This window comes from Massilia cellulosiltytica, from assembly GCF_047325105.1.
GTDB classification, from domain to species: Bacteria; Pseudomonadota; Gammaproteobacteria; order Burkholderiales; family Burkholderiaceae_D; genus Telluria; species Telluria orientalis.
Window position 1 is genome coordinate 2938476 of record NZ_CP168562.1, and the last position, 16440, is coordinate 2954915.

At 68.8% G+C, this 16440-nt stretch carries 15 protein-coding genes; 5 read left to right on the forward strand and 10 right to left on the reverse strand.

Going from position 1 to position 16440, the window contains the following annotated elements; translation table 11 throughout:
• Nucleotides 1-2 precede the first annotated feature (2 nt).
• The gene (locus ACEN9H_RS12860) at nt 3-1409 is read left to right on the forward strand and encodes a glycoside hydrolase family 88/105 protein (protein WP_413675061.1); all 1407 of its coding nucleotides are present in this window, start codon (nt 3-5) and stop codon (nt 1407-1409) included.
• Here ACEN9H_RS12860 and ACEN9H_RS12865 read toward each other — a convergent pair whose 3' ends face one another.
• The 4 genes from ACEN9H_RS12865 to ACEN9H_RS12880 all read right to left on the reverse strand — a co-directional run bounded on the left by ACEN9H_RS12865 (nt 1410) and on the right by ACEN9H_RS12880 (nt 5094).
• Complete coding sequence (locus ACEN9H_RS12865) at nt 1410-2228, reverse strand: metallophosphoesterase (RefSeq protein ID WP_413675062.1); 819 nt, start codon at nt 2226-2228, stop codon at nt 1410-1412.
• Between the two features lie 45 nt (nt 2229-2273).
• The gene (locus ACEN9H_RS12870; protein WP_371769226.1) at nt 2274-2681 is read right to left on the reverse strand and encodes a hypothetical protein; all 408 of its coding nucleotides are present in this window, start codon (nt 2679-2681) and stop codon (nt 2274-2276) included.
• A gap of 193 nt (nt 2682-2874) precedes the next feature.
• Entirely contained in the window at nt 2875-4263 is a 1389-nt protein-coding gene (locus ACEN9H_RS12875; protein WP_413675063.1) for an NCS2 family permease, read from the reverse strand.
• Nucleotides 4264-4431: 168 nt separating this feature from the next.
• Complete coding sequence (locus ACEN9H_RS12880) at nt 4432-5094, reverse strand: O-methyltransferase (protein WP_413675064.1); 663 nt, start codon at nt 5092-5094, stop codon at nt 4432-4434.
• Between the two features lie 160 nt (nt 5095-5254).
• Here ACEN9H_RS12880 and ACEN9H_RS12885 point away from each other — a divergent pair, with 160 nt between their 5' ends.
• A complete protein-coding gene (locus tag ACEN9H_RS12885; protein ID WP_413675065.1) occupies nt 5255-5809 on the forward strand; it encodes a TetR family transcriptional regulator in 555 nt (184 codons plus the stop codon).
• A gap of 103 nt (nt 5810-5912) precedes the next feature.
• Here the strand turns inward: ACEN9H_RS12885 and ACEN9H_RS12890 are convergent, their stop codons facing one another.
• On the reverse strand, nt 5913-7388 hold the full coding sequence (locus tag ACEN9H_RS12890; RefSeq protein ID WP_413675066.1) for a tryptophan halogenase family protein: 1476 nt from the start codon (nt 7386-7388) through the stop codon (nt 5913-5915).
• A gap of 168 nt (nt 7389-7556) precedes the next feature.
• Here ACEN9H_RS12890 and ACEN9H_RS12895 point away from each other — a divergent pair, with 168 nt between their 5' ends.
• Nucleotides 7557-9731, forward strand: coding sequence for a glycoside hydrolase family 3 C-terminal domain-containing protein (locus ACEN9H_RS12895; protein ID WP_413675067.1), 2175 nt, complete (start codon nt 7557-7559; stop codon nt 9729-9731).
• Here the strand turns inward: ACEN9H_RS12895 and ACEN9H_RS12900 are convergent.
• Complete coding sequence (locus ACEN9H_RS12900) at nt 9697-11016, reverse strand: GMC family oxidoreductase N-terminal domain-containing protein (protein WP_413675068.1); 1320 nt, start codon at nt 11014-11016, stop codon at nt 9697-9699. The genes ACEN9H_RS12895 and ACEN9H_RS12900 overlap by 35 nt on opposite strands.
• A 49-nt stretch (nt 11017-11065) precedes the next feature.
• Here ACEN9H_RS12900 and ACEN9H_RS12905 point away from each other — a divergent pair, with 49 nt between their 5' ends.
• The gene (locus ACEN9H_RS12905) at nt 11066-11521 is read left to right on the forward strand and encodes an Rrf2 family transcriptional regulator (protein ID WP_371769220.1); all 456 of its coding nucleotides are present in this window, start codon (nt 11066-11068) and stop codon (nt 11519-11521) included.
• On the forward strand, nt 11502-12422 hold the full coding sequence (locus ACEN9H_RS12910) for an NAD(P)/FAD-dependent oxidoreductase (RefSeq protein WP_413675069.1): 921 nt from the start codon (nt 11502-11504) through the stop codon (nt 12420-12422). Before ACEN9H_RS12905 ends, ACEN9H_RS12910 begins: the two co-directional genes overlap by 20 nt.
• A 31-nt stretch (nt 12423-12453) precedes the next feature.
• On the opposite strand, the gene ACEN9H_RS12915 is transcribed toward ACEN9H_RS12910, so the two are convergent.
• The 4 genes from ACEN9H_RS12915 to ACEN9H_RS12930 form a co-directional block, all read right to left on the reverse strand.
• Nucleotides 12454-13620 carry a DUF2382 domain-containing protein gene (locus ACEN9H_RS12915; protein ID WP_413675070.1) on the reverse strand — a complete coding sequence of 389 codons (1167 nt, stop codon included), beginning with the start codon at nt 13618-13620 and terminating at the stop codon, nt 12454-12456.
• A 20-nt stretch (nt 13621-13640) separates the two neighbouring features.
• Entirely contained in the window at nt 13641-14072 is a 432-nt protein-coding gene (locus ACEN9H_RS12920; protein ID WP_413675071.1) for a YsnF/AvaK domain-containing protein, read from the reverse strand.
• 114 nt (nt 14073-14186) lie between these two features.
• The gene (locus tag ACEN9H_RS12925) at nt 14187-15161 is read right to left on the reverse strand and encodes a family 43 glycosylhydrolase (protein WP_413675072.1); all 975 of its coding nucleotides are present in this window, start codon (nt 15159-15161) and stop codon (nt 14187-14189) included.
• The gene (locus ACEN9H_RS12930) at nt 15158-16423 is read right to left on the reverse strand and encodes a rhamnogalacturonan acetylesterase (protein WP_413675073.1); all 1266 of its coding nucleotides are present in this window, start codon (nt 16421-16423) and stop codon (nt 15158-15160) included. The genes ACEN9H_RS12925 and ACEN9H_RS12930 overlap by 4 nt, the downstream gene beginning before the upstream one ends.
• Between the last annotated feature and the right edge of the window lie 17 nt (nt 16424-16440).

Genomic DNA, 16440 nt, shown 5'->3' on the forward strand with positions numbered 1-16440 from the left:
GCTTGAAGAACCGTTTGAAGCCCTGCGTGGCAGGGGTGCTGGCCGCCTGCGCGCTGCACGCGTCGGCCCAACAGGCGCCGGCCCCGCAGGAAAAGGGGCCGGCCGCGGCGGACGCCATGCTGCACGCGCTGGACGTGCATTACCCGACGCCTTACCGCGCGATGGATGCGGCCGAGGTCAAGGCCGTGCTGGACCGCGTGTTCGACTACCTGGACAAGGTCACGCCGGCCGAGGTGATCGACCAGCGCACCGGCGCGCCCATCACGGACCTGTCCACGCCGAACGCGAACGCCGTGCTGAAGCCGGGCGACTTCCGCCTGACGAGCTATGAGTGGGGCGTCACCTACACGGGCATGCTGGCCGCCGGTGCCGCGACGGGCGACCGCCGCTACACGGACTATGCGCTCAAGCGCCACGAACTGCTGTCCCGGCTGACGAAGACGTATCTGCCGCTCGTGCTGGCCGACCGCGAGCATGCCGCCGCGCCCATCAAGAGCTTCCTGAATCCGCACGCGCTGGACGACGCCGGCGCGTTGTGCCAGAGCTTCCTGAAGGCGAAGCTCGAGGGGTCGCCGGTGGACTATTCGCAGATGATCCCGATCTGCGGCGACTTCGTCACGAAGAAGGAATACCGGCTGAAGGACGGCACCCTGGCGCGCGGCGGTCCGGACGGCCGCGGCGGCGTGAAAATGCGCCCGCTGCCCGATACGCTGTGGCTGGACGACATGTTCATGGGCGTGCCCACCATCGCGTACCTCGGCAAGGCGACGGGCGATGCGCGTTACTACGACGACGCGGCGCGCCAGGTGCTGCAGTTCTCGAAGCGCATGTTCAACAAGAACCTCGGCATCTACATGCACGGCTATGTCGAAGGCTTGCGCGACCACCCGGAGCTGCACTGGGCGCGCGCGAATGGCTGGGCCGTGATGGCGATGGTCGAGGTGCTGGAAGTGCTGCCGAAGACGCACAAGGATTACAAGGCCGTATTGGACCAGCTACGCGCGCACGTCAAGGGACTCGCCAGCTACCAGACGAAGGACGGCTTCTGGCACCAGCTCATCGACCGCAACGACACGTACCAGGAAACATCCGCCACCGCGATCTACGCGTACGCCATCGCGCGCGCCGTGAACCGGGGCTATGTCGACGCGCAGGCCTATGGGCCGATGGCGAACCTCGCGTGGGACGCGGTCGCCAGCAAGGTGCAGCCGAACGGGCAGATCGAAGGCATCTGCGTGGGCACGGGCATGGCGTTCGATCCCGCGTTCTATGCGTACCGGCCGACGAGCGTGAAGGCGGCGCACGGGTACGGGCCCACGTTGCTGGCGGGCGCCGAGATCATCGCCATGAACCGCAAGTTCAGGTTCGGGTTGAACGACAGTGGGTTGATGTACCAGGGTGTGCGCTGATCAGACCTCGATCACGAGATCTTCCCGGAACGCCGCCTGCTCGCCCTTGTTCGCATACCCGAGCGGATTCGCGACCACGCGGCAGCGCCAGCCCGTGCCTTCGACCACATAGTCGTTCGCGCAATGCAGGTGGCCGTGCATCCACACGTCCGCGAACGGCAGCAGGTCGTCCAGCGCATTGCAGAACCCCGCCGTGCCGGGCGTGATGCCGTAGCGCGGGTCGGCGCTGCGCAGGGTCGGGGCGTAATGGGTGACCGCGATCGTGGTGCCGTCGAACGGCGTCGCCAGGGCGTCGCGCAGCCAGGCCTGGCAGGCGAATGACAGTTCCCGCTGGCCTTCCGCCAGCAGCGGCACGCCATCCACGAGCGTCGTGTTCCCGGACAGGTAGTAGTTCGCGGCACGGAACGCTTTGTCGCGCTGCTTGAGCTGGCGCCCGATGTCGGTTTCGGAGCCTGCCAGGGCGTCGAAGTCGGCCCACAGGGTCGTGCCGATGAAGCGGACGTCGCCGAGGGTGACGATCTCGCGGTCGAGCCACGTGATGTCCAGCGCGGCGCAGGTCGCGCGCAGGCGCGCCTGCGTGGCGGCGAAATCGAGGCCGTCGAATTCGTGGTTGCCGGGGACGTACAGGACGCGCGCCGCGGCGCCCGTCGTGGCCGGGGCGAAACGGCCGAGGCCGAAGTCGTCGGTGTCCAGGCGCGAGCGGGCCTGGTACGAGCCGATGTCGCCGGCGAGGACGACGACGTCCGTGTCGGCGAAGATGGTCGGCTGGAACCCGGGGTCGCGTTCTAGGTGAAGGTCGGAGAAGAGCTGGATACGCATCCAGCAAGTATACCTGTCTTCGCGAGCGGACCCCGGTTCAATGCGTTACTTGCCGGCCTGCTGCAGCTTCTCGCCGGCGCGTTCCAGGCCGCGGCCCGTGGCGGCGGTCGCGTCCTTCGCGCCTTCCTTCACGTTCTGCGCGGCTTCGTGCGATTCCTGGCGCACTTCGGCGCCGGCCTGCTGCATCTTGTCGCCGGCGCGGTCGGCCGCTTCCTTCACGTTCTGATTGGCCTCGTGGGCGGCTTCCTTCGCATTCTCGCCGGCCTGTTGGGCGGCGGCGTTGGCGTTGGCGGCGGCTTCCTTCGACTCGGCAGCGGCCTTGGCGCCCGCGTCGTCGATGGCCTTGCCGGCTTCCTGGGCCGGACCCATGCCGTTCTTGTCCTCGGCCTTGTGGCAACCCGTGACCAGCACGGCGACAGCAAGCATGATGCTCGAAATGGTGGTGGCTTTCATGATGTTCTCCTAGTAAGAAGTTGTCACTTAGGTTACACAATCTCGTAAAGTTGCGGCGTACGATACGGCTGGGCCGGATTCGGGCGCCTTGGGGATCACAGGGAGAGAACGGTGGAAGGCCTGCCGCGGTTGACCGCGCGGCGACCGTCCGGATCCCGCGGATGGGGACGAACGGCCGCCGGGAGAGGACGATTCAGATGGCCCAGCCGCCCGCGTAGAACACGGCCAGCGCGAGGGCGATACTGACGGTGCCGAAGTTCAGCTTGCGCCATTCGCCGGCCAGCACGCGGCCGATCACGAGGGTGCAGAAGCCCAGCATGATGCCGGTGACGATGTTGCAGGAGAGGAGGATGAACACGGCGCATACGAGGCCGGCCAGCGCATCGAGCTTGTCGTCCATGTTCATGTGCGCCACGCTGCTCAGCATCAGCAGGCCGACGTACATCAGCGCCGGTGCGGTGGCATACGACGGCACCAGGCCGGCCAGCGGCGAGAAGAAGATCAGGCCGAGGAACAGCAGGCCGACGACGACGGCGGTGAGGCCGGTGCGCGCGCCGGCCGCGGTGCCGACGCCCGATTCGATGTAGGCCGCCGCGGGTGCGCCGCCCACGAGGCTCGAGAACAGGGAGCTGACCGAATCGGCCGTCAGGGCCTTGCCGCCGTTGTGGATGTAGCCGCGCGCATCGACCTGGCCGGCCTGGCCGGCGACGGCGCGGATGGTGCCGGTGGCGTCGAACACGGCGGTCATCACGAGGGCCAGCACGCTGGGCAGCACGGCCATGCTGAGCGCGCCCTTGACGTCCATCGCGCCGATCAGCGAAGCGTGGCCCGGGCTGCTCAGTTGCGGCCACGAGAAGATGCCGGTGAAGTGCACTTTCGGATCGAAGGCCAGGCCGAGGGCGGAAATCGCGATCACGACGAGCAGGATCCCGCCCGGGACCTTGCGCTGTTCCAGGCCGAAGATCGCGGCCAGGCCCAGGATGCTCATCAGGACCGGGAACGACGTGATCTGGCCCAGCGCGACGGGCAGACCGGCGCCCGCGTTCTTGACGACGAGTCCGACTTCGCTGGACGCGATCATCAGCAGGAACAGGCCGATGCCGACGCCCGTGCCGTGCGCGACGCCGGACGGCAGGTTCTGCAGGATCCACGAGCGTACGCCGGTGATGGAGATCGCCGTGAAGATCACGCCCATCAGGAACACCGCGCCCAGCGCGATCGCCGGCGTCAGGCCCTTGCCCAGCACGAGGCCGAACGCGGTAAAGGCGGTCAGCGAGATCGCGCAGCCGACGGCGATCGGCAACCGTGCCCAGAATCCCATCAACAACGAACCGAAGGCCGCGGTCAGGCACACGGCCACGTACACCGCGCTGACGTCGAAGCCGGCCTGGCCCAGCATGCCCGGCACGACGAACACGGAATACACCATCGCGAGGAAGGTGGTGACGCCGGCCACCACCTCCGTCCGCTGCGTGCTGCCGCGCGCCGAGATCTGGAAGTACTGGTCGATTTTGCCGCTGGCGGCAGGTGGGGACGTGAAAGTCTCCGCGCGCTCGACGCGCTGGAGTTGAGGCTGTGACATGGCTGCTGCTCCTCTATGTTATCGGCCCCGGCGCGCATTGCTTGGACGCGGCACCGGGTTGTCTCATCGTTATGAGTAGAGAAGCTTAGAGCCGAAGGCGCGCGGCGAACCATGCATCCTGTGCATAGGCACTATACGCCTCGGCGTATTGTATTCGAGGCGACCGCGTCAGCGCGCGGTCCATACGGACAGTTCGACGTCGTCGGCGAACGGCATCGACAGGTAACCGGACGCCGGCGCGCGCACGCGGGCGAGGTAGTCCGGGCTGTGGTCGGCATTGTCCGCGACGATGGCAGCGCCCGCGCGCAGACGCGGTTCCAGCAGCGCGAGGACGTCGGGATACAAGGCCTTGGCGCCGTCCAGCAGCACGAGGTCGATCGCGTCCGGCAGGTCGCCGGCGAGCGTGTGCAGGGCATCGCCCGTGCGGATCTCGACGAGATCGAGCAGGCCCGCGGCAGCCAGGTTGGCGCGCGCCCGCGCGACTTTCGCCGGCTCGAATTCGCTCGTGACCAGCCGCCCGCCGCCATTGTCGCGCAGCGCGGCGGCCAGGTGGATGGTCGAGATGCCGAACGACGTGCCGAATTCGACGATCGTCCGGGCCCGGCTCGAGCGGGCCAGCATGTAGAGCAGGACGCCGGTGCCGCGCGAGACGGGCAGGGCGAGGTCCTTCAGGCGGCCGTACAGGTCGCGGTAATCCGTCTTGCTGCGCATGAGGCGCTGCAGTTCCGCTTCCGGCAGGTCGCGGCAGGCGGCCAGCGGCGATTCGGCATCGGCCTCGGCAAACAGGCGCGCGAGCAGCGGGGCGACGGGATCGGTGGCGAGGGTGGTCATCGTGGTCCTTGTGGTGGTGAATGGGTCCGGTTATTATGCGAAGAATCCTTCAGGTTTTCTATTCGCATTCCCAACGCCCCCGATGACCGAACGCCGCCGCCCCCAGATCGCCTCTCGCAAGGCGCCGAAACAGGCCCGCTCCAATGAGCTCGTGGCGGCCGTGCTGGAGGCGGCTGTTCAGGTTCTGGCGGCGGAGGGGGCGCAGCGCTTCACGACGTCGCGCGTGGCGGAAAAGGCGGGCGTCAGCGTCGGGTCGCTGTACCAGTACTTCCCGAACAAGGCCGCGATCCTGTTCCGCCTGCAGAGCGACGAATGGCGCCGCACGACGGCCATGCTGTCCGCCATCCTCGCGGACACGGCGCGGCCGCCGCTGGACCGGTTGCGGTCACTGGTGCACGCATTCGTGCGGTCGGAATGCGAGGAGGCGGCGATGCGCGTGGCGCTGAACGACGCGGCGCCGCTGTACCGCGATGCGCCCGAGGCGCGCGCGGTGCGGCAGTCGGGGGAAGAGGCCGTGCGGACGTACCTGGCGGAGGCGCTGCCGGGGGCGCCGGACGCCACGCGGGCGCTGGCGGCGGATCTGCTCACCGATACGCTGTCGGCGGTCGGCAAGCAGTTTTCGGAGCGGCCGCGGACGGAGGGGGAGATCGTGGCGTACGCGGATGGGCTGGCGGATATGTTGTGTGCGTGGATGGAGAAGCTGGCCGCGGCCTGACCGTCGTTCCCGCGAACGCGGGAACCCATACCGGGTTCGCGAAGCCGGTCCGTCGAATGTACCGGATTCCGTGGTCCAGCATGGCGGGAACGACATTTACACGTTAGCGACCCAGGATTTTTGCCAGATACTCCCGATGCGTCGGCACCGTCGCGACAGCCGTCGCAAGCTGGGTCGCGCGCTCGCGCACCCAGTCGAGCGACTGTTCCTCGGGAATCAGCTTGAGGGTCGGATCGCTGCGCGCCGGCCAGTTCTGCATGCCCGCGTGGATCGCGAGCCAGCTGTGGCCGTCGAAGCCTTCCTCGTCGTACTGGTGCAGCACGCCCGTTTCGCGCCATGCGTGCAGCTTGTAGGCCAGCGTCTCGGGCAGCTCCGCGGCCGCCATGGCTTGCCAGAACGGGGTGTCGCGGCGCGCGGTCAGGCAGTAGTGCATCAGGATGAAGTCGCGGATGCGTTCGAACTGGCGCGTGAGGCCCGTGTTGTACGCGTCGACGAGCTCGGGCGCGACGGGGCCGCCCCGCTGCAGGAGGGTCATCAAACGGCCGACGCCCACTTGCACCAGGTAGATGCTGGTCGATTCGAGCGGTTCAAGGAAGCCCGTCGCGAGGCCGATGCCGACGACGTTGTGCGACCAGAATTTCGCGCGGTGCCCCGTCGTGAAGCGCAGCAGGCGCGGCTCCGCCAGCGCTTCGCCGTCGAGCTGCTGCAGCAACTGGTCGCGGGCCTTTTCTTCGTCGATGAAGCGGGTCGAAAACACGTGGCCGTTGCCCGTGCGGTCCTGCAGGGGAATGCGCCATGCCCAGCCGGCGTCCAGCGCCGTCGCGCGCGTGTACGGCGTCAGGTTGTCGCCCACGGGGGCGGACGGCACGGCCCATGCCCGGTCCACGGGTAGCCAGTGCGAAAAGTCGACGAACGGTTCGCCCAGTGTGCGGCCCAGCAGCAGCGACGCGAACCCGGAACAGTCGATGAACAGGTCGCCCTTGACGACGCGGTCGTCGTCCAGCTTCAGCGACGCGATGCCGCCGTCCGGCCGGCGCGCCACGTCGACGACCTTGCCCTCGGTGCGGCGCACGCCGCGCTTCAGCGCGATGTCGCGCAGGAAGCGGGCGTACAGGTTCGCGTCGAAGTGGTAGGCGTAGTTGAAATTCGCGGCGTCCTTGCCGGGCGCGCAGAAGCGGTCGTTCATCGCCATCACGGTCGGCAGGCATTGCTCGCCGAACGTGGGCAGGTTGGCGCGCGGATGCCGGCGGTACTGGCCCCACAGCGACTCGGGCCCGTTCAGCATGCCGAAATCGCCGAACGTGTGGTAATAGTCCTCGCCCTTCACGCGCCAGTCGCGGAACCGGATGCCCAGCTTGTACGTGCCGTTCGTCGCGCGCAGGAAGTCCGCTTCGGGGATGCCGAGGATCTGGTGGTAGTTGCGGATCGAAGGGAACGTCGCTTCGCCGACGCCGACCGTGCCGATGTCCTCCGATTCCACCAGTTCCACCGTCGTGCCCTTCAGGCCCGTCGCGAGGGCCGTCGCGGCCATCCAGCCGGCCGTGCCGCCGCCGAGGACCACGATGCGTTCATAAGTCATGCTGTCTCCATGTTTGTATGCACATCGATTGTACTGATGTCTTTACGGCGCGCAAGAAACTTTTAACGCCGGACACGAACTTGCCGCCCAGTGTTGTGAAAACGGTTTCAATCCGCGGTATGATTTGGATGTTCGCGCTAACAAAAAACGTTTACACAAGGAGACAGCATGCAGACGAACATCCTCCGCGCCGTGGCCCTCGCCGCCGCACTGTGCGCCGGGACCGCCCACGCGGCGACCTACCCGTTCCAGGACCCGAACCTGGCCCCGCAACAACGCATCGCCAACATCCTGGCGCTGATGACGCCCGACGAAAAGATCGCCGCACTGTCGACCGATTCCGGCGTCGCGCGCCTCGGCATCCCCAGCTTCGGCAGCACGGAAGGCATCCACGGCCTCGTGCAGCGGGGCGAATCGAAGCGCCAGCGCGAGCCCATTCCGACGACGCAATTCCCGCAGCCGCCCGGCATGGGCGCGAGCTGGGACCCGGAGCTCGTGCGCCAGGCCGGCGCCGTGCAGTCGACGGAAGCCCGCTACATCACGCAAAGCAGCAAGTACAGGCACCCGATGCTGATGCAATGGGGCCCGCAGGCCGATCTCGCGCGCGATCCGCGCTGGGGCCGCAGCGAGGAAGTCTATGGCGAGGACGCATTCCTCGTCGGGACGATGGCGACGGCGTTCACGCGCGGCATCCAGGGGGACGACCCGACATACTGGCGCGGCGCGGCGCTCCTCAAGCACTTCCTCGCCAACAGCAACGAGAACGGCCGCGGCAACTCGACGTCCGATTTCGACGACCGCCAGTTCCACGAATACTATGCGGCGTCGTTCCGCATGGCGTTCGAGGACGGCGGGGCGCGCGCCCTGATGGCGTCGTACAACGCGTGGAACGGGACGCCGATGGGCGTGCACCCGGTTCTGCGCAGCCTCGTGATCGGGAAGTGGAACGCGGACGTGATCTCGAGCGACGGCGGCGCCATCGGCAACCTGGTGAAACTGTATAAACGGTATCCGGACCAGAAGGCGGCGGCCGTCGCGGCCCTGAAGGCCGGCATCAACCAGTACCTCGACAAATACCAGGACGAGCTGCGCGCCGCGCTGAAGGAGGGCACCATCACGGTGGCCGATCTCGACGAGGCGCTCGCGCGCAAGTTCCGCACCACGATCAAACTGGGCCTGATCGACCCGCCGGCCGGCAATCCGTATGCCGCGATCAAGGACGGGCCGGCGCCGTGGGACAGCGCGGCGCACAAGGCGGTGTCGTTGAAGATGGCGCTGGAATCCATCGTCCTGATGAAGAACGACGGCCGCGCGCTGCCGCTCGCGAAGTCGCGCGTCAAGCGCATCGCCGTGATCGGGCCGCATGCGGACAGCGTGCACTGGGACTGGTATGGCGGTACCGCGCCGTACACGGTGACGGCGCTGGCCGGCATCAAGGCGGCCGTCGGGCCGGGCGTGAAGGTCGACTACGCGCCGGACAATGCGAACGACGCAGCCGTGAAGGCGGCGCGCGACGCGGACGTGGCCATCGTCGTCGTCGGCAACGACCCGACCTGCGGCCCGAACATGGCGCACGAGTGGACCGACGCCGGCACCAAGCCCTGCGCCGACCCGGGCGACGGCCGCGAGGGGCGCGACCGCGAGACCCTGGCGCTCGCGCAGGAAGGCCTGGTAAAACAGGTGGTGGCGGCGAATCCGCGCACGGTGATGGTGCTCGTGTCGAGCTTCCCGTACACGATCGGCTGGGCAAAGGAGCACGTGCCCGCGATCGTGCAGATGGCGCATGCTTCGCAGGACCAGGGCTCGGCGCTGGCGCAGGTGCTGTTCGGCGACTACAACCCCGGCGGCAAGCTCGTGGCGACGTGGCCGGCGGCGGAATCGCAGCTGCCGCCGATGATGGACTACGACATCCGCCACGGCCGCACCTATATGTACTTCAAGGGCCAGCCGCTGTTCCCGTTCGGGCACGGGCTGTCCTATACGACCTTCAAGTATGGGAAGCTGCGCACGAGCGCGCCCGCGCTGGCGGCCGACGGCACGGTCGACGTCGACGTGGACGTGACCAACACGGGCAAGGTGGCGGGCGACAGCGTCGTCGAGCTGTACGCCGCGTGGCCGAAGTCTCAGGTCGAGCGGCCGCGTCAGGCGCTGGTCGGCTTCCGGCGCGTGAACGTGAAGCCGGGCGAGACGCGCACGGTGCGCATCCCGCTCGCGGCGCAGCGCCTCGCGTACTGGAACACGCAGGCGGGCCGGTTCGAGGTCGAGCCGGTGCCCGTGAAGCTGATGGTGGGCGAGTCGTCGGCCGACATCAAGCTGACGGCGACGCTGCCCGTGAAGCGCTGACCCGCGCCAGGTGACGGCCCAGCCGCCAGCCCAGGCACAGCAGGGTGAGGGTGGGCGGCAGGCCCCACGGTTCGGGGATGGCGGACGCATCGCACACGTACAGGCCGGGCGTCGCCGTCGCGAGGTCCGCGTCCAGCGCGTGTCCGATGCGCACCGTGCCGCCCGGATGCGCCGCGAAGTGGTGGCTGGCGAAGATGTGCCGCGCGCCGGCGGCTTCCAGGATGCCGCGCGCCTGCGCGATCCCGGCATCGAAGCGGCGCCGGTCGTCCGGCGCCAGCGTCTTGTCGACCCAGCGCGGGCCGACGTTGCCCTTGATCTCGTCGCGGATCTTGACCATGACCGTCAGCGTGCGGGCGTGTGCCAACAACCGGTCGACCCGGCCCGCCTGCGCCGCGAATGCCTGGTACATGGGGCGGGGCAGCGTGAGGTCGGCCAGGCTGATGCCGGCCTCCGGCGCGTAATGCCCGGCCGCCATCGGCACCTCGGCGCCGCCGCCTTCGATGCCGTCCACCGTGCCCATCACGGCCACGACGGGGTCGCTGAAGAACGGCACGGGCCCGGCCAGCAGGCCCGAGGTACGCAGGATGCGCGGGCTGCCGATGCCGCCCGCAGCGAGCACGACGAGGCCGCCGCGGAACGTCTCCATCCGCCCGCCGACTTTCGCTTCGACGCCCACGGCGCGGCCATCTTCCACCAGCACGCGCGTGACGTGCGCATCGGTGACCAGTCGCGCGGCGTGCCTGCAGGCGTCGTCGACCAGTTCGCGGGCCGACCACTTCGCCCCGAACGGGCACCCGTAGACGCAGCGCCAGCATCCGGTGCGGCACGCGGCCGGGCGGATCATCTTGTCCAGCTTGCGCCACGCGAGCCCTTGCGCGCGGGCGCCCGCGGCGATGCGCGCGGCCATCGGCCCCACGAGATCGTCCGGCAGCGGCGCCATCGGCAGTTCCGCGCGCCAGGCGGCCAGCGCCGGGGCCAGGTCGATGCCGTGCCTGGCGAACATGGCGGCGGGCGGCGGCGCGGCGGTGGCGAAATTGATGGTCGACGTGCCGCCGGTCGTCAGCGCACGCACGAGCAGCGACAGGTCGCGGTGCAGGAACGCGCCCTTGCCGGGCACGGCGGCCATGCCGGCCATCTGCGCCAGCGTGCCCGCGAGCGGTGCGGCGCCGCCGGTTTCCACCATCAGCACGCGTGCGCCGGCCCGCGCGAGCTCGCGCGCGACGCAGGCGCCGCCGGGGCCGGTCCCGGCCACGATGGCGTCGAAAGAAGGGGAGTTCGAAGACATGCGGCATTGTAGCGTGCACGCCGACCCGTTTTGTACTATCATAAGTTACATGAGAACCGACAGCAAACTTTCCTCGATCCTGCACCTGCTGCTGCACATGGCCCACAGCGACCGTCCGCTGACGTCGGAAGAGCTGGCGGGCTTCCTGCACACGAATCCCGTGCTCGTGCGCCGCACGCTGGCGGGGCTGCGCGAACGCGGCTACGTCGCGTCGGAGAAGGGACATGGCGGCGGCTGGGCCGTCACCGCCGACCTGCGGCGCGTGACCTTGCGCGACGTGTACGAAGCGGTGGGGTCGCCGACCGTCTTCGCGATCGGCAACCGTGTCGAGCAGCCCGGCTGTCTCGTGGAAAAGGTCGTCAACCAGTCGCTCGGCGACGCGCTCGCCGAAGCCGAGGCGCTGCTGCTCGCGCGCTTCGCGCAGGTCACGCTGGCGGAACTGTCCGAGCGCTTCAACGCGCAGTATCCCGAAGGAGGAGTCCATCATGCACACCCATCAGAATGAGTCCGCATTCGACGTGATCGTCGTGGGCGGCAGTTACGCCGGCCTGTCGGCGGCCATGCAGCTTGCGCGGGCGCGTCGGCGCGTGCTCGTCATCGACGCCGGCCGGCGCCGCAACCGCCACGCGGACCGCTCGCACGGCTTCCTCACGCAGGATGGCGCGGAAGGGGCGGCCATCGCCGCGCAGGGCCGCGCCCAGTTGCGCGCCTACCCGAACGTCGCGTGGGCGAACGAGACGGCGGTGGCGGCGCGCATCGACGGCGACGGTTTCGACGTCGCGCTGCCGGATGGGGGCACCGTGCGGGGCCGCCGGCTGATCCTCGCCACCGGCGTCGCCGACACGCTGCCGGCCGTGGACGGCCTGGAGGAACGCTGGGGCACGAGCGTGTTCCACTGCCCGTACTGCCATGGCTACGAACTGGATGAAGGCGCCATTGGCGTGCTCGCGGCGGGCGAGACGTCGCTGCACCAGGCGCTGATGCTGCCCGACTGGGGCCAGGTCACCCTGCTGCTGAACGGCGCGTTCGAACCGCGGCCGGATCATCTGGCGGCATTGGCCCGGCGCGGCGTGACCGTCGAGCGCACGCCGGTCGCACGCATCGAGGGCCGGGCCGACGTGGTGCTGCAGGACGGGCGCCGGTTGCCGCTGGCGGGACTGTTCGTCGCGACCCGCACGCACATCGCGAGCCCGCTGGCCGGGCAGCTGGGCTGCGCGCTGGTAGCCGGCCCGATGGGGCCTTACGTCGCGACCGATGCGCAGAAAGCGAGCAGCGTGCCGGGCGTGTTCTGCTGCGGCGACCTGGCCCGGCCCGCCGGCAACGTGGCGCTCGCGGTGGCGGACGGCGCGCTGGCGGGCATCGCCGCGCACGGTTCCCTGTTTCCGGCGCGGGCCGTCCTGGCGTGACGCGCGGCATGCCGCGCCGCGCCCTTGACGCTTACGACGTCATGCGGTTCCAGCCCGAGCGCACGGCCGCCTTCATGCGTTCCCACGTGGACGAGCCGCTGCCGCCGTAGCGGGTATCCCAGTCGCTGCGCAGGTCGGATTCCACGTCGTCCCAGTTGCGGCCCTGGTAGCGGGCGTCGCGCCGCATCTCGTTGCCGTAGCGGTAGGCCGGCGCATAGTCGTCGTAGGTGCCGCCCAGGCTGGCGTAATTCGTCTGCCAGTCGTTGCGGTAGTAAGTGTCGTCGTCGGACGCGCTGCCCTGCAGCGGCTGCACCTCGACTTCCGTGTGGCGCACGGTGTCCTTGATGTTCTGCTGGCGCTGGCTGACTTCCTTGCCGACGACGACTTCCTCGACCACGCGCGCGGATTTCTGCACGATGGCTTCCTCTGCCGTTTCGCGCAGTTCGATCGTCTGGTCCTTGAGCGCGGCGACGTCGGCCGGGTCGAGCGGCTGGTCGACCGGACGGCGTTCCACGCTGACGTGCTCCTCGCGCAGCGACACCGTCTCGTTCACGGGCGTCTCGACCAGGCGCGAGAACACGCGCACGCCGCCCCGTTCGACCTGGCGCTTGCCGACCCGGACTTCTTCCTGCACGACCGGGATCGCGGCCTTGCCGGTGGTCCGGTCGACGGCCGTCTCGCGCTGCAGCGAGTCGGAACGCGAGGTCGAGTCGGACAGGCTGCCGGACAGGTTGCCGCCCTGTGTGCCCGACTGCATCGAGCCGGCGGCCAGCGACGGCGACGTCTGCGGCTGGTAGGCGCTCGTGCCCAGCGATGCGGCGTTGCCCGCCAGGTCGTGGCGCTCGTCGATGTCGATCGGGCCGAAGCGTTCGATCACGTCGGCGGCGCGTTCCACCTCCGGTTCCGACGACGTGGTCAGGGTCAGCACGTGCTGGCCGCCCGCGACTGCGGTGGAATAGCGGGTCGCATGTTCGTCGTGGTCCGAGCCGAACAGGTTTTCGAAGAAGTGCTTGATCGAGGCGCCCACGCCTTCCTCGTGGGTCGCGCCGAGCGTCGCGCCGGCCGTCGTCGTGGTGCCGGACAGGTCGGCGCTGGAGACATAGACGTTGTCGCGGGTGAAGCCCGATGCCAGCAGTTCGTCCATCGCGTTCTGGGCATCGCTGCGGTTGTCGAACACCGCTACGAGAGTATGTTGCATGATGCGTCCTCCGGTGAATGTCACGTGGGTGAGGTGTCGCCGTGCTCGTCGAAGCGCTCGACGCTGACCTGCTCGGACTTGAGCATGACCGTGTCGACGTGGTGTTCTTCGCGGCGGGTGCGCGTGATGTGGAGCTCTTCCTTGATGCGCAGCCGCCGTTCGACGACCAGCACTTCCTCGAGAATCGGTACCACGAGCGTATCCCCTTCGTAGCGGGTCGCGGGCGCCTGGTCGAGCGGGACGATGCGGTCCACCGGCACATGGTGGACCTCGACGTCGTCGCGCAGCAGGCGTTCGTCGATCCGGCAAGGGGTTTCGGCGACAGTCTTGTGGATGCGTACGCCGCGACCCGTGTCGACGATCCGTTTCTCGACCCACGCCTCCTCATGGACCACGGGAACCCGCACGAGCTCCTGTTTTTCCTGATCGGGTTTTGCTGAGTCAAGGGACACGGTCCGCCTCCGGGATCACGACACTGGAGCGACCGAGATTACTCTATTGTCTACGGTTCCCGCGCACCGTTGCCTCCCCTCAATCGAGACTGTAGGACGGGACGCCGGGCGGCGTCATGGCCGGCGCAGCGCCGCAAGCACATCCGCCGGTACCTGCAGCGCCGTCCCGTGGCGCATGCGCCGCGCCGTGCCTTCGTCGGGGAAGTGCATCTGCGCGGTCACGTCTTCCCAGTGCACGAGGTCGCGCGAGCGCAGCGCGCCGTAGTGCTTCGTCGTGTAGGCGTCGTAGTACACGATGACGTCGTCGCCCACCTGCAGCGCCGTCGGGCCCTCGGTCCACAGGCCGGCGGGCGAGATCGGCGCGCCCAGCGGTTCGAACGGCCCCTGCAGGCCGGCGGCGCGCGCCAGCTGCAGGTATTTGCGGGGCGGGTGGCGGGTCTCGTCCTTCACGAGCAGCCAGTCGCCGCGGTGCGTGCGCAGGAACGTCGCGTCGATGACGGAAAAGCCCGGATCGTAGAACAGGCGGGTGGGCGTGAACGTGGCGAAGTCGCGCGTCGTCGTCGCGTAGATGCGGTGGTTGTATTTGTTGGCGCCGGCGTCGTCGCCGGCCGCTTCGGATGCCGCGAACCGGCCCGGGATCGTCGACGACCAGAAGATCAGGTATTCGCCGCGCTTCTCGTCCCACGCGATCTCCGGCGCCCACGCGTTCAGGGTCGTCGGCTCGTGCGCCATCACGGGCAGCTCGCGTTGCGGCGACCAGTGGACGAGGTCCGGCGACGACGCGTAGCCGATGCCCGTCTCGTTCCAGCCGCTCGTCCACACCATGTGGTAGATCCCGTCCGGACCGCGCACGATGCACGGGTCGCGCATCAGCTTCGCCTTCCCGACCGTGGGCGCCACGTAGCTGCGGCCGCCGTTCAGCGCTTCCCAGCGGTAGCCGTCGACGCTCCCGGCCAGGTGCAGGCCGTCCTGGCCGTTGTCGATGAAGTAGGCGAATACGTAGGCGTCCTGTTGCGTTGCCGGTTTGATGCCCGCGCAGCCGCTCAGTGCAGCCACGCCGAGGGCCGTCAGTACGGTGCGGCGTTTCATTTATGCTCCTCGTCGCCCAGCGGGCGCTCTACGGTGTGATGGGGACTCGGCGGTACGGCAAACGCCGCGACCGGATCGGGATGGGCGGGATCGAACGCGAAATCGTCGACGATGAAACCGGCCGCCGGTACGCGCGCCTGGCGCAGGCCCAGCACGACGGCCTTCGCCAGCTCGTAGCTGCCGTAGCTGTCGTGGTGCGTGTTGTCCAGGCGGCCCGGCGCGAGCGCCGCGAATGCGGCCTTCGAGCCTTCCGGACCCAGCGCCTCGTAAAAGACTTTGCTCATCGCGTTCAGGTCGATGAACGGCACGTTCAATTCCTGCGCCGACTGGCGAGCGGCCTCGGCGTAGTCCTTCAGCGACGGGATCACATGGCCGTCGGCGTCGAAGCCGCGCCGCTCCATCGACGACACGATCACGGGCAGGCCGCCGTGCGCGCGGACGGCGTCCACGTGGGCCTTGATCTCGGCCTTGTACGTCGTGAACGGGCCGCCCTTGCCATCCTTGATCTGCTTCTGGTCGTTGTGGCCGAACTGCATGAGGAGCGTGTCGCCCGGCTGCATGCTGCTCACGATCTTGTCCAGCCGGCGGCGCGCGAGCGAGTCGCGGTAGGTCTCGCCCGATTCGCCGTGGTTGGCGACGGCGATGCCGGGCTTGAAGAAGCGCGGCAGCATCTGGCCCCAGCTGTTGTACGGTTCCGCCGGCTGGTCGCAGACGGTCGAATCGCCCAGCAGGTACAGGGTCGGCACGTGCGCCGGCGCGATGGCGATCGTGCGGACGGCCGGATGCGCGCCGTTGATTTCCAGCGTAAGGCGCGGGTCCCAGTTCCACGCTTCCTCGACGGTTTCGCGTGGCGCTTTCAGTTTCACCTCGCCGCCGCTCGGGATCCTGGGCGTGCGCACGTTGACGGTGAACGTCTTCGTGACGGTTTCGCCCGGCCGGGTCGCCACGTTTTCCAGCATCAGGCGGCGCAGTTCGGATTTCACCGTCGTCGTGGTCGCGGCCTTGTCGTCGCCCAGCGTGACGGTGACCGTGTAATTCCCTTCCGGGAGGTCGACGGAAAAATAATAGGGATGGACGCCGTCGGGCCGGCCGCCCGGCTCGAGGCCGTAGCCGCGCGCGGTGCTGTAGACCGCGTCGACGGGCGTGTAGCCGGCCGGCGCCTTGCCGGGGCCGAAGGCGAATTTCCACTCTGCGGCATGGCCGTTGGCCGCGCAGGCGGCGAGAAGCAGGGCGCTGATCGCCCCGCGGATCGATGGGTTCATGGTCTTCCTGTGGTTCT